We start from the raw sequence: 13036 nt of genomic DNA, 5'->3' as shown, positions 1-13036 counted from the left end.
CCCCCCCCCCCCCCCTGACGGCCCGACCTCGCCTCACGATCCCCCGGTCATCGCCCGCCGCTGTCGCGCGCGCTGCAGGCCCAGCTTGCGCTCGCGCAGGATGATCAGGATGCCCGCGAACATGATCAGCGCCGCCCCGCCCAGCATCTGAAGCGAGGGCACCTCGGACCAGATCAGCCAGCCAGCGCCCAGCGCGAAGACCATCGAGGTGTATTCGAAGGGCGCCACGATCGAGGCGTCGGCATAGCGGTAGGACGCGGTCAGGAACACCTGTCCCAGCCCGCCGAGCACCCCGGTCAGCACCAGCGCCACCGCCATCCCGGCCGAGGGCATCACCCAGCCCCAGGGCAGGGTGATCAGCGACAGAACCGAGCAATTGACCGAGAACCAGAACACGATCGAGCTGGTGCTTTCCTGCGCGACCATCTTGCGGATGAAGACCTGTGCCAGCGCCCCGCAGATCGCCGAGGTCAGCGCGAGCATCGCCCCCAGCGCCTGGGTGCCGCCGACATCGCCGGCGTTCAGCGTCTCGAGCCGGGGCGACAGCACGATCAGCACCCCCGCCAGCCCGAGCCCGACGGTGAACAGGCGGAAGGCGCGCACCTGTTCGCCCAGGAACATCGCGGCAAGGATCACCACGATCAGCGGCGCGGCGTAGTAGATCGCCGTCACCTCGGGGAAGCTCAGCAGGCCGAGCGCCGCGAAGATCATCCCCTGCGACAGACCGCCCGCGAAGCCGCGGTAGAAATGCCCGATCGGGTCGCGGGTCTTCCAGCCGTCGCCCAGATGGCCGGTGGCGGCCATCCAGACCACGATCACCGGGATCGCGAAGAACGAGCGGAAGAACATGATCTCGCCGGTCGGGATGTCGTCCGAGGCGTATTTGACGATGCCCTGCATCACCACCATCAGCAGGACCGAGGTGATCTTGTAGAGGATGCCGCGCAGCGGCTGGTTGCGGTCCTCGGGGGCGTTTTCGGCGGCCGCGGCCGCGCGGGCGGTCTGGCTGTGGGCAAAGGGGGCTGGCAAGGCGGAAATCCGGCGATGGGGGAGACCGTCCCCGCTATGCACCCGCGCCCCCGCGATGTCACCCCCGCATGCCGCGTCGATTGCGCGCGCGGGGCCGGCGCGTCAAGATCCGCCTAACGCCGCGGCTTGCGCGGGGGGCGCGCGGGGGCAGGCGGTCGGGTGCCCCGGCGCCGGTGCGCGCGGGGCAGAGAGCGGAGGCTGGACCAATGGCGGCACTGGCGACCACGGCGGCGGAGATGATCGGCGGAATGACGCCGCGGCTGATGCCGGGGCGTTACGTCTTCGCCAGCCTGCCCTACCGCCCCGCGCCGGAAGCCCTCACCAATTCTCGGACCGAAGCCCTGACCGCGGCCGCCCTCGCCAGCTTCCGCGAGGCCGAGGGGCTGTCGCTGATCCTGCCGCTGGCGCTGGCCGAGGCCGAGGGCCTGCCCGTCACCGCGCCGATGCGCCTGATCACGCTGCAGGTCTTTTCTGCGCTGGAGGGCGTCGGGCTGACCGCGGCGGTGGCTGCGGCGCTGGCGGACGAGGGCATTCCCTGCAACATGGTCGCCGCCCATCACCACGATCATGTCTTCGTGCCCGAGGCGCAGGCCGGCGCGGCGCTGGCGCGGCTGCTGGCCCTTCAGGCCGCGGCGGGGGGCGCGCAGGGCTGAGGGGCGCCACCGGCGATCCGCGCCCTTGCCAGTCACGGTGGCCAATCGAAGCGTTGTCACGCGAAGGGTGCGGCTTCCGGGCCGCGGTGCGTCGCCGCTGCAGCGCAGGCCCACGAGTGCCGAGGTTGTGCTGCAGGCGGCGCTGCGCATTCAGGACCCGGTGCCGGTTTTCGCGGTGGCGGCTCTCGGGGGCCATCGGCCGGGATGCGGGGCGCGGGCAGGTCTGCAGCCGACTGGGGTCAGGAGCCTCGCGCCCCGGCGATCCGGCGCCGCAGGCGTCTGTCGCGGCAGCGAGGGCATGAAACGCACGGCGCAGGAACGGTCGGGCCGAGGTGTCCCGCGGACCTGAGACGAGGGGGGCGCCCTTTTCTGCCCGGACCATCGGCGGGGATGGGCGCAGGGGGCGAAGACGGGCCCCGAGCCGTCGCGTGTCGCCGGTCGCGGTGCCTGTGTCTTTGTCCCGAGCAGCGGCGAGGGGGCGGCGACCGGTGGCAGCGCGGCGCGGGATCAGACGCGGCGCGCGCGGGCAGGTCGCCTGCGGCTGCGGTCGGGCCGGGGACCGGCCCGTGCCCCTTTGGCAGCCGGGCCGGGCGACAGGGGCTCGGCCGGGCACCGGCTCTGGCGCGCAGGTGCCGCGCATTGTTTCGCCGGACGGTCGGGCGCGAAGGGTGGCCGGTCGCGAGACGGGGGCGCAGATCGGGACGATAACGCCAACGGGCACCGCGGGGCGGTTTCGCTGCCTGCGGAGGCCGCGTTCGTCCCGGGGCCTCGCGTCAGAGACGGCGCAGCGCGAGGCAGCGGCCGGGGATCGTCCCGGCTTCGCCGGGCATCGAGACATAGGGCGGCGTGATCTCGGCAATGGCGAGGGTGCCCGCCGCGACCAGCGCCTCGACCGCGGCGCGGAAGCCCGCGTCCCAGACCGTGTCCTTGACGGTGATCGACAGAAGCCCGCCGGCGCGGGTGGCGCGGATCAGCTCGGGCAGCGCCTCGGCCCCGACATGGCCGGTGGTGAAAACCCCGGTCGAAACCACGCCGGCGAAGGCGCCATCCGCGAAGGGCAGGGGCCTGCCCAGCGCCAGCCGGTGCAGCGCGCGGTAGCGGCCCTTGGCGCGGGCGCGGGCCAGCATGCCCTCGGACAGGTCGAGCCCCTCGACCACCGGATAGCCGAGGATTTCGAGCCAGTCCCCCATCAGCCCGGTGCCGCAGCCCGCGTCGAGGATCGGGCCCGGCCCCGGCGCGAGATGGCGCGACAGGAGCGCGAGGCAGATCGCCGGGTGGCGATAGCCGTTCGCCGCCATCTCGGCATCGTAGGTGTCGGCCCAGGCGTCATAGGCGCGGGCGATGTCCTCGGGGGCGGCGGCGGCATAGACCTGCCCGAGATGTCCGTCATGTCCTGCCATCTTTCGCCTCCTGCGGGTGCCGCCTGTGCAAAACGATAGCGCGGGGGCGGCGAATCTGAAACGTTTTCGGGACAACGGGCGGAGGATGCATGCAGGATCCCGAGGGCGTGGCCGAGGCCGCGGCAGAGCTGACGGCACTGGGGCTGCCGGTCGAGGACGGGCCGGAGCGGCTGGGGGGCATGACCAACCGGGTCTATCGCGCGGGACGGCTGGTGCTGCGCCTGCCGGGCGCGGGGACCGAGGCCTATATCGACCGCGCGGCGGAACTGGTGGCGGCGCGGGCCGCGGCGGCGGCGGGCGTGGCGCCGCCGGTGGTGCGGGCCGATGCCGCGCGCGGGGTGATGGTGACGGAGCGGGTGCCGGGGGTGACGATGACGCCCGCGCTCTTCGCCGCCCGCAAAGGGGCACCGGGGCGGGCGGGCACCGCCTTCGCGCTGCTGCATGCCTCGGACGCGCGCTTCGCGGCGCGGTTCGAGCTTTTCGCGATGATCGACAGCTATCTGGCGGTGCTGGCCCCGCGCGCGGTCGCGCTGCCCGCGGGCTGGGACGCGGTGCTGGCCGCGGCCGAGGCGCTGCGCCCGGTGCTGACCGACCCGGCGATCCCGCTGGCGCCCTGCCATTGCGATCCGCTGTGCGAGAACTTCCTCGATACCGGGGCGCGGATGTGGATCGTCGACTGGGAATATTCGGGGATGAACGACCCGATGTGGGATCTGGCGGATCTTTCGGTCGAGGCGGGCTTCACCCCGGCGCAGGAGGACGAGATGCTGCTGGGCTATTTCGGCCGTCCGGCGCCGATGCTGAGCCGCGCGCGGATGGTCACGCTGAAGGCGATGTGCGATCTTCTGTGGACGCTCTGGGGGCTGATCCAGCTGTCGGACGGCAATCCGGCCGAGGATTTCCGCGCCTATGCCGAGGGGCGTTTTGCCCGCTGCCGCGCGCTGATGCAGACGGCGGAGTTCCACGGTGCGGTGCGGACGTTGGGCGCGTAGCTCTTGGCGACCACAACAGCTGGTGGTAAGACCGGCCCAACCATCTAGAGGAGCCGTCCCATGCAGCAGTATCACGACGCGCTTCGCACGGTGCTGGAGAAGGGCACGCCCTCGAGTGACCGCACCGGGACCGGCACCACCTCGTATTTCGGGCTGCAGTGCCGCTACGATCTGGCCGAGGGCTTCCCGCTGGTCACGACCAAGAAGGTGCATTTCAAGTCGATCGTGCACGAGCTGCTGTGGTTCCTGGCCGGCGACACCAACATCCGCTACCTGAAGGAAAACGGCGTCTCGATCTGGGACGAATGGGCGGACGAGAACGGCGACCTTGGCCCGGTCTATGGCCGGCAGTGGCGCGACTTTGGCTATGCCGAGGCCGCGGGCGAGGATGCCGAGGGGCGGCTGATCTACCGGCGCCGCAGCATCGACCAGATCGCGGGCCTGATCGCCGAAATCGGCCGCCGCCCCGACAGCCGGCGGCTGGTCGTCTCGGCCTGGAACCCGGGCGAGGTCGAGCAGATGGCGCTGCCGCCCTGTCACACGCTGTGGCAGGTGCGGGTGCTGGACGGGCGGCTGAACCTGCAGCTCTACCAGCGTTCGGCCGACATGTTCCTGGGCGTGCCGTTCAACATCGCCTCTTACGCGCTGCTGCTGGTGATGCTGGCCGAGGTCACCGGCTACAGGCCCGGCACCTTCGTGCATTCGATCGGCGACGCGCATATCTACAGCAACCACATGGAGCAGGTGCAGACCCAGCTCTCGCGCACCCCGCATGCGCTACCGACGCTGCATCTGCGCCGCAAGGTCGACGACATCTTCGACTTCCGCTTCGACGATTTCGAACTGCGCGGCTATGCGCCCGACCCGGCGCTGCGCGCCCCGGTGGCAGTCTGATGCTGACAATTGTCGTCGCCCGCGCCCGCAACGGGGCCATCGGCCGGGGCAACACCATCCCCTGGCATGTCCCGCAGGACCTGAAGGCCTTCAAGCGCGAGACGCTGGGCGGCGCGCTGATCATGGGCCGGCGCACCTGGGACAGCCTGCCGGTGAAGCCGCTGAAAGACCGGCTGAACCTTGTCGTCTCGCGCACCCTGCCGGGCTCGGAGCTGGTCGTCCCCTCGGTCCCCGAGGCGATCTCGCGGGCGCGGGTCGAGGGCTATGACCGGATCTACGCGATCGGCGGCGCCGCGATCTATGCCGAGGCGCTGGGCCTAGCCGACCGCATCCTCGTGACCGAGGTCGACACCGTGGTCGAGGATGCCGACGCCTTCTTCCCGCCCTTCGCGCAAGGCGACTGGCGGCAGATCGGCAGCCGCCCGCTGGACGGCGCCGCGCCCGCCTGCGTGGTCGAGGAATACCTGCGCCGCGGCACCTGACGCGACGCGCCCGCAACCCCGGCTCCGATGCGCCGCTTTCGCGCTGGTCCTCGCCGCCTCGAGGGCTAGTGTTGCCCCGACGCCCGCGCTTGGCGCGCGGGGACACGGCAGGAAAGGACGCCAGATGCAGGTTCGCTATCTCCACACCATGGTCCGGGTGAAGGATCTCGAGGCCTCGATGGCCTTCTACAGGCTGCTGGGCCTGGAAGAGACGCGGCGCATCGATAACGAGAAGGGCCGCTTCAGCCTGGTGTTCATGGCGCCCCCCGGCCAGCCGGAATGCCCGGTGGAACTGACCTACAACTGGGACGGGGACGAGGGGCTGCCCTCGGACAGCCGCCATTTCGGCCATCTCGCCTACCGGGTCGGCAACATCTACGAGATGTGCCAGAGCCTGATGGATGCGGGCGTGACCATCAACCGCCCGCCCCGCGACGGGCACATGGCCTTCGTGCGCTCGCCCGACAACGTCTCGATCGAGCTTCTGCAGGAGGGCGACGACCTTCCCCCGGCCGAGCCCTGGTCGAGCATGCCCAACACCGGCCACTGGTAAGCCACGCGGCGCGCGCGGGCAGGGGCTTGCCCGCGCGGAGCCGGGGCCGATACTGCTCCCTGACCGCAGTGCACCCCGGGGGAGCCGATGACGCCGCCTGCCTGCCCGTCCTTGCGCCATCCTTTGCCGCGCGGTCCGGGCTGCGGTCCGGGGCGCGGGCGGCTGCGCCTGCTGGCGCTGGCGGCGCTGGTGATGCTGGCCGCGGGCTGCGGCCATCCGCCGGAACTGATCGGCGTCGCCGGCGTGCCGCCCGGTCCCGTCGCCGGCGCGACCGAGCGGCGGATTTTCATCGCCACCACACGCGCCCCCGCAGCGGGGCCGGGACAGCTTTATTCCCAGCGCCGCAGCGGCCGTCTGGGGCTGGCGGAGGTCACCGTTTCGATCCCGCCGGGTCATGTCGCGGGCCGGATCGAGCGCGCGCGCCGGCTGCCGCCCGATCCGCGGCGCGAGATGACGGTGGCCGCGGCCACGCGCTATACGGCCGATCGCGATTTCATCGCCGCCGTCGATGCCGAGCTGGCGCGCCGCGCCCCCGCCGACCGCGAGGTGCTGCTGTTCGTGCACGGCTACAACAACACCCCCAGCGATTCGGTGCTTCGGCTGGCGCAGTTCGTGCAGGACAGCGGCTTCCGCGGGGTGCCGGTGCTGTTCTCCTGGCCCTCGGCCGGGCGACGAACGCACTATGTCTATGACCTGAACAGCGCGCTGGCGGCGCGGCCGCTGCTCGAACAGGCCTCGTCGCTGCTGATCCGCACCCGGGCCGGCGGGTTCGACGTCTTTGCCCATTCGATGGGGGCGCTGCTGGTGACCGAGGTCATGGTGCAGAGCGACCTGCAGAACACGCTGGGCAGCAGCGGGCACCTGCACAACGTGATGCTGGCGGCGCCGGACATCGATCTCGACCTGTTCCGCGCGCAGCTGGGCCAGATCCGCAACCGGCGGGGCAACGTCTTCGTCTTCGTCTCGGGCGACGATCGGGCGCTGGCGCTGTCGCGGCGGCTGTCGGGCGGCGTCGACCGGGTCGGCGATGCCACCGCCGCCGAGCTGGCAGGCCTGAACGTCACGGTGATCGACCTCGCGCGGGTCGGGGATTCGGCCAGCGGGACGCATGCCAAGTTCGCGGCCTCGCCCGAAGTGGTGAAGCTGATCGGTGCGGCGCTTGGGCGCGACAGCTTCTCGGGCAGGGCCGAGGCGCCGGCGGTGGTCGACATCCTCGACGGCATTCCGGTGCTGGAGCGGCTGCTGCCGCAGCCCTGAGGGTGCGGGCGGCGGGCGGTTCGGACCGCCGGACGGCGGTTTCGCGGATGACCTCCCGGGGCAGGCGCCCGTGCGGCCCTTGCCCGGCGCGGGCGGCTCTGCGATGAGCGGGGGATGGAACCCGCCTTCACCTCCTTCATGCAGATCGCGCTGGCCGAGGCGCAGGCCGCGGGCGCGCGCGGCGAGGTGCCGGTGGGCGCGGTCGTGGTGGCGCCGGGCGGGCGCGTCGTGGCGCAGGCCGGCAACCGCACCCGCGAACTGGCCGATCCCACCGCCCATGCCGAGCTGCTGGCCCTGCGCGCCGCCTGCGCCGCCGCCGGGTCCGAGCGCCTGCCGGGCCATGATCTCTGGGTCACGCTGGAACCCTGTCCGATGTGCGCGGCCGCGATCGGCTATGCGCGGATCGCGCGGCTTTATTACGGGGCGGCGGATCCGAAATCGGGCGGGGTGGCGCAGGGCGCGCGGGTCTTCGCGCATCCGCAGTGCCACCATGCGCCCGAGGTCTATGACGGCATCTCGCGCGCCCCGGCCGAGGCGCTGCTGAAGGCGTTCTTCGCCGCCCGGCGCTGAACCCGCCGGGTTGGGCCGCTTGGCCCCGGAACGGGCGTCGAGCGGGCGGCGGTGCCGGCAGGGCGTCTGCCGCCAAAGCCCCTTGCGTGTGTGAAGGATCACTGCCCGCCCCAGAGGTCCGGGCGTCGGCGCGGGGCGCGTCCTCCGCGCAGGGTCACGCCGCTGGCGGGCGTGGCCCCCGTCGCGCAAGGCCTTCGTGCAAGGTCGCCGCGGAAGATTGTCGCCGAAGGGCGCCCCGCACTGCCACCGCGCCTGCGGCCCGCCGTCCGGGTCGGGCTCCTGACTCGCAAGGACGCGCTGTCAGACCCGGCGGAAGGCGAGGAAGGTCATCATCCGCATCGGCGGCAGCGGGCGGGACTCGATCAGCTCAAGCCCCGGGGTCGCGGTCACGCGCGCGATCTCGAAGTCCGAATGCCAGCCGAGATGGTCGGCAAGGCTGGCGGTCCGCCGCTCGGCCCAGGCCAGAGGGCCGGTCTCGGTCTTGAAGTGGTTGGTGATCACCACGTGGCCGCCGGGGCGGCAGACGCGGGCGATCTCGGCCATCACCCGCTCGGGCTCGGGCACCACGGACATGACATGCATGGCAGTGACCACGTCGAAGCTGGCATCGGGGAAGGCCAGCGCGCGGGCATCCATGCGCTCCAGCCCCTCGACCGAGGTCAGCCGGTCGCGCCGCACCCGGTCGCGGGCGCGGGCCAGCATCTCCTGCGAGAAGTCGATGCCGGTGACGCGGGTCTCGGGGCCGTAGAACGGCAGCGACAGGCCGGTGCCGACCCCCACCTCGAGCACGCGGCCGCCGCGGGCGTTGATCCATTCGACCGCGCGGCGCCGCCCCGGATGGGTGAGGGCACCAAAGCTCTGGTCATAGACGCGCGCCCAGCGCGCGTAGCTCGTCGAAATCGCCGAGAGATCCATCGGTCAGTCGCGGCTCCGGCGGCGAGGCGGGCGGGCGGCGGCAAGGCCGACCATCGCAGCATAGGCGAGGCAGAGCAGGATCAGCGTCTCCCAGGGGTAGGTCAGCAGCGCGGCACCGGCGACGGCGACGCCGACCAGCAGGAATTTCACGTTCTCGCGTCCGACGCGTGCCGCCTTCAGCGACCATGTCGGGATGCGCGAGATCATCAGCAGGCCCACCAGAACCAGCCAGCCGCAGATCAGGATGCCGGGCACGACCGGTTCATGATTGGCGCCGGGCGCGGTGAAGGCGAAGGAGATGTACATCGGCAGCATCGCCAGCAGGGCGCCGGCCGGCGAGGGCACGCCCATGAAATAGCCGGGCGGCAGGCGCGGGCCCGGAGCCTCGTCTTCGGACTTCATCGCGACGTTGAACCGCGCCAGACGCAGCACGCAGCAGACCGCCAGCGCAAGGACCGAGATCCAGCCGGCCGAGCGCATGTCCTGCAGCGCCCAGAAATACACCAGCAGCCCCGGCGCCACCCCGAAGTTCAGGAAATCGGCAAGGCTGTCGAGTTCCGCCCCCATCCGGCTGTTCGACTTCAGAAGCCGCGCGAGCGAGCCGTCGACCCCGTCGAGGAGCGCCGCGAAGAAGATCAGTTCGACCGCCAGCAGGTGATTGCCCTGCACCCCGAAGCGGATCGAGGTGAGGCCGGCGCAGATCGCCGTCACCGTCAGGATGTTCGGCAGCAGCTGCAGAAGCGAGAAGTCGCGGGCGATCGGGCGGCGGCGGATCGGGCGCATCGCGGATCAGCCGGCGGGGGGGGCGGGATGCGCGGCCAGATCGGCCATCACCGTTTCGCCCGCGACCATCGTCTGGCCCACGCGCACCAGCGGCGGCACGCCCGGCGGCAGGTAGGTGTCGAGACGCGAGCCGAAGCGGATCAGCCCGAAGCGTTCGCCCGCGGCCAGCGGCGCGCCGACCTTGACGAAGCACAGGATCCGCCGCGCCACGAGGCCCGCGATCTGCACCACCGCCAGCTGGCGCCCGTCGGGCAGGCGGATGGCAAGGCTGTTGCGCTCGTTGTCGACGCTGGCCTTGTCGAGCGAGGCGTTCAGGAACTTGCCCGGCCGATAGGCGATCGCGGTGACTTCGCCCGCGCAGGGCGAGCGGTTCACATGGCAGTTGAACACCGACATGAAGACCGAGATCCGGGTCAGCGGTTCGGGGCCCATGCCCAGCTCGGCCGGCGGCACCGCGGGCTCGATCATCGACACGATCCCGTCGGCGGGGCTGATCACCAGACCGGGGCGGGCGGGCGAGACGCGCTCGGGGTCGCGGAAGAAGTAGTAGCACCAGACGGTCAGCAGCACGCCCAGCCAGCCCAGCGGCTCCCACAGCCAGAAGAGCAGCGCCGTGACGACGGCGAACACCGGGACGAAGCGCCAGCCCTCGGGGTGCATCGGCTTCAGGAAGGTGTCGCTCATCCGCATGTCTGGTCCGTCCTCCGGGGGCGGCGCCGGGATCGGCACCTGTCGCCGTCCTTCCTAAGCGACCGGGCCGGGGATGCAAGCGCCGGGCGTCGCACCGGTGGCAAAGGCGCGGTGCGGCGCGGGCGGGTGCCTGCAGGCGGGGCATCAGCCGGCGGGGCTTCTCCGGGGCCCGAGGCCTGCGATCGCGCGGGGCGCCGCCCAGCTTGGCGCTCAGCCGCGGGCGGGGCGCGGCGGGCGGGGCAAAACCGCCAGCACCAGCAGCACCACCGCCGGCGGGATCGCGAAGGCCCAGCCATAGGCGCCGTGGCCGATCGCGCCGGCGATGCCGCCCGCGATGAAGGCCAGCACGAGCCCGGTATAAAGCCCGAGCTTGCCCGCGTCGGGATGAACGCCCGAGCCCGGCGCGCCAAGCCGGTAGAGCGAGCGGCCGATCTCGATCCCCATGTCGGTGATCAGACCGGTCGCGTGGCTGGTGCGGATCCGCGCGCCCGAGATCCGGGTGATCGTCGCGTTCTGCAGTCCCATGACGAAGCTGACGATCAGCAGACCGGCCTTGCCCTCCTGCGCGGGGGGCAGCATCTCGACCAGCGGCAGCGCGGCCAGCAGCAGCCCCTGCAGTCCCAGCGGCAGCGCGTAGCGCAGGCTGAGCCGCCGGTGCTCGCCCCAGGCCACGGTCGCGGCGGACAGGGCGGCGCCGGCGGTGAAGCTGACCAGCGCGCCGAGGCTTGCCAGGATCAGGAACAGGTTCTGGCCGACGATGCCGCCCGCGACCTGGCTGAGGTGGCCGGTCATGTGCGAGGTGAATTGCGACAGCAGCAGGAAGCCGCCCGCGTTCAGGCTGCCGGCGATGGCGGCGAGGGTCAGGCCCAGCAGCCGGTCCGAGGCCGGGCTGCGGTGATGGGCGGCGGCGAGGCGCATGGTGCGCAGGGTCGGGGAGGAGCTCGTCGAGGGCATTGCAGGGTCTCGCGGCGAAGGGGAGGGAGGCCCTGATGGTCGGGCCGCGGCGGTCCGGTTTCAACCATTGGCTGTGTCGTGGGCGGCGCGGCGCCGAGCGGGCGGGTCATCGGTGGCCGGCCGCTCATCCTCCTGCAAAGGTTACCTTCTTTCACGCTTGCGTGGCCTGCCGATGCGGCAGTCCGATGAGGCGCAGCGTGTTCAGGGGCGCTTTCGCGGTCGCGAGGGTCGTCGCGATGGTGCGGCCGCCCTGCGGCGCGCGATGACACGCGCGAACCACTTGCCACCATGGCGTGCGCAACCTGTCCTGCACAGGCGGCGCTGCCCGTTCGGTGGCCCGTTCCGTGCTTCGTCGCAAGGTGACCGCGCAGGCCCCGGCCCGAGTCGACGAACGACCCCGATGTGTCCTGTCCCGACCCGCCATCCCCCATCCTTCCGCCGATACGTCCGTTGTGACGGGGCGGGCCCGCGCCGATCCCCGGCGCTGCCCCGCAGGTGTCACTGCTATTGCGGGGGACGAGGCGCTTTCCTTGCAGGGCGCGGGGGTGGGCCTGCGTCATCTCGCCGGTACCCACGGTGTGCTGATCGGTTGTGCCCTGTCGACCTGCTGTCCGCTGTCACTCGCACGTGACGGTCGCCACTGGGCGGGCCGACATGTGAGACCGCCCCGGACCAACCGGCAGGATCGCCCCCGGTGAGGGTCGGGTGCCCGTCGGCGCGTGGTGCGCGCTGCGCTGCTTCCGGCTTCGCGTCCCGTCGGGTTGGCCGATCAACGCGCGCGAGCTGCCGCGATGCGCGTGCGGCGGGGCGATGGCTGGCCTCGTGCGCACAGAACCGCGGTGTAGCCCGCGTCTGTCGGGCGGTCATGGGGCGGATAAGCGCGCGTGCCTCCGCGGCGTCAGTCGAGGCGCAGCATCGCCTTGGCGCCGCCGGGGCGGGCGGCCTCGGCGAGGGCGGCGGGCCAGTCCTCGAGTGCGAAGATCCGGGCCGGGGGCAGCGCGCCCGCGGCCAGCAGCGGCTAGACCCGCCGCATCATCGCCTGCCAGTCGGCGGGTGCCAGCCCGGCGAGGCTGTCGCGCAGGTGGAAGCGGTGGAAGCCCGCGCGGGGCGGGCGCGAGGGGCGCACCGGCTGGCCGGTCAGCAGGCCGTAGCCGACGAAGGCCGCGCCGGGCGGCATCGTGTCGAGCACCGCCCCCGCCACCGGTCCGCCCAGCGCGTCGAAGGTCACCCCGCCGCTCCGCGCGAGGTCGAGGATCGTGCCCGTGTCCGACAGCGGAACCGCCCGCACCCCCAGCGCCTCGAGCCGACGCGCCCGGCCGGGGCTGCGGTGCACGCCGGCCACGACCGCGGCGCCGGCCGCCAGCGCGGCGCGGGCCAGATGCTCGGAACAGCCCGATCCGGCGCCCAGCAGCAGCACCTGCCGCCCCGCCACCGGCCAGAGGTCGATCATCCGCAGCGCCGCCAGCGGGTTGATGTAGGCCCGCGCCGCGTCTTCGTCCGCGACCCCCTCGGGCACCGGCACCGCCAGCGCCGGGTCGCAGTCGAGATGCCGCGCCCAGGTTCCGGGACCGCGCAGCGGCAGCACCCGCCGGCCCAGCAGCCCAGCGTGCCCGGCGGGGGCGGCGATGACCCGGCCCAGCCCCTCATAGCCCGCGACCTGCGGCGGCTGGATCCGGTGCGCATAGGCGCCGGTGATCGGGATCAGGTCCGAGGGATTGATCGGCGCCAGACACATGGCGACCCTGAGCGCCCCCGAAGGCCGCGCGGGCAGCGCCACCGGCTCGAGCGACAGGCGCTCGAGCGGCGGGCCGAAGGCGTGATAGACGAGGGCGGCGCTCGCGCGGGCGGCGCCGTCCCCTTGGCA

Annotated in this window: 14 protein-coding genes; 7 read left to right on the top strand and 7 right to left on the bottom strand. The window is 72.5% G+C overall.

What is annotated here, in order from left to right; all coding sequences use genetic code 11:
- Positions 1–33: 33 nt before the first annotated feature.
- A complete protein-coding gene (locus V8J36_RS12065; protein WP_442902478.1) occupies positions 34–1029 on the bottom strand; it encodes a DMT family transporter in 996 nt (331 codons plus the stop codon).
- Positions 1030–1235: 206 nt separating this feature from the next.
- On the opposite strand from V8J36_RS12065, the gene V8J36_RS12060 reads away from it, so the two are divergent.
- Entirely contained in the window at positions 1236–1682 is a 447-nt protein-coding gene (locus tag V8J36_RS12060) for an ACT domain-containing protein (RefSeq protein WP_336467525.1), read from the top strand.
- A 773-nt stretch (positions 1683–2455) separates the two neighbouring features.
- On the opposite strand, the gene V8J36_RS12055 is transcribed toward V8J36_RS12060, so the two are convergent.
- Positions 2456–3082, bottom strand: a complete 627-nt coding sequence (locus V8J36_RS12055) for a class I SAM-dependent DNA methyltransferase (protein WP_336467524.1) — start codon at positions 3080–3082, stop codon at positions 2456–2458.
- A gap of 89 nt (positions 3083–3171) precedes the next feature.
- Here V8J36_RS12055 and V8J36_RS12050 point away from each other — a divergent pair, with 89 nt between their 5' ends.
- The 6 genes from V8J36_RS12050 (at position 3172) to V8J36_RS12025 (ending at position 7830) form a co-directional block, all read left to right on the top strand.
- Positions 3172–4074 (top strand): choline/ethanolamine kinase family protein, encoded by a 903-nt coding sequence (locus V8J36_RS12050; protein ID WP_336467523.1) that lies wholly within the window; start codon positions 3172–3174, stop codon positions 4072–4074.
- A gap of 60 nt (positions 4075–4134) precedes the next feature.
- Positions 4135–4968, top strand: coding sequence for a thymidylate synthase (locus V8J36_RS12045; RefSeq protein WP_336467522.1), 834 nt, complete (start codon positions 4135–4137; stop codon positions 4966–4968).
- A complete protein-coding gene (locus V8J36_RS12040; protein WP_336467521.1) occupies positions 4968–5450 on the top strand; it encodes a dihydrofolate reductase in 483 nt (160 codons plus the stop codon). Before V8J36_RS12045 ends, V8J36_RS12040 begins: the two co-directional genes overlap by 1 nt.
- A gap of 124 nt (positions 5451–5574) precedes the next feature.
- Entirely contained in the window at positions 5575–6003 is a 429-nt protein-coding gene (locus tag V8J36_RS12035; RefSeq protein WP_336467520.1) for a VOC family protein, read from the top strand.
- Positions 6004–6090: 87 nt separating this feature from the next.
- Positions 6091–7260 (top strand): alpha/beta hydrolase, encoded by a 1170-nt coding sequence (locus tag V8J36_RS12030; RefSeq protein ID WP_336467519.1) that lies wholly within the window; start codon positions 6091–6093, stop codon positions 7258–7260.
- Between the two features lie 114 nt (positions 7261–7374).
- Positions 7375–7830 (top strand): nucleoside deaminase, encoded by a 456-nt coding sequence (locus V8J36_RS12025; protein ID WP_336467518.1) that lies wholly within the window; start codon positions 7375–7377, stop codon positions 7828–7830.
- Positions 7831–8130: 300 nt separating this feature from the next.
- On the opposite strand, the gene V8J36_RS12020 is transcribed toward V8J36_RS12025, so the two are convergent.
- The 5 genes from V8J36_RS12020 to V8J36_RS12000 form a co-directional block, all read right to left on the bottom strand.
- The gene (locus V8J36_RS12020; RefSeq protein ID WP_336467517.1) at positions 8131–8745 is read right to left on the bottom strand and encodes a class I SAM-dependent methyltransferase; all 615 of its coding nucleotides are present in this window, start codon (positions 8743–8745) and stop codon (positions 8131–8133) included.
- Between the two features lie 3 nt (positions 8746–8748).
- On the bottom strand, positions 8749–9528 hold the full coding sequence (locus V8J36_RS12015; RefSeq protein WP_336467516.1) for a CDP-alcohol phosphatidyltransferase family protein: 780 nt from the start codon (positions 9526–9528) through the stop codon (positions 8749–8751).
- A gap of 6 nt (positions 9529–9534) precedes the next feature.
- Entirely contained in the window at positions 9535–10218 is a 684-nt protein-coding gene (locus V8J36_RS12010; protein ID WP_336467515.1) for a phosphatidylserine decarboxylase, read from the bottom strand.
- A gap of 210 nt (positions 10219–10428) precedes the next feature.
- On the bottom strand, positions 10429–11172 hold the full coding sequence (locus tag V8J36_RS12005) for a YoaK family protein (RefSeq protein WP_336467514.1): 744 nt from the start codon (positions 11170–11172) through the stop codon (positions 10429–10431).
- Positions 11173–12190: 1018 nt separating this feature from the next.
- A complete protein-coding gene (locus tag V8J36_RS12000) occupies positions 12191–12907 on the bottom strand; it encodes an alcohol dehydrogenase (RefSeq protein ID WP_336467513.1) in 717 nt (238 codons plus the stop codon).
- Positions 12908–13036 lie beyond the last annotated feature (129 nt).

The sequence above is a fragment of the Frigidibacter sp. MR17.14 genome (assembly GCF_037095735.1).
GTDB lineage: Bacteria > Pseudomonadota > Alphaproteobacteria > Rhodobacterales > Rhodobacteraceae > Frigidibacter.
The sequence above is the reverse complement of the archived record's forward strand: the minus strand, read 5'-3'. Positions and strand labels throughout refer to the sequence as shown.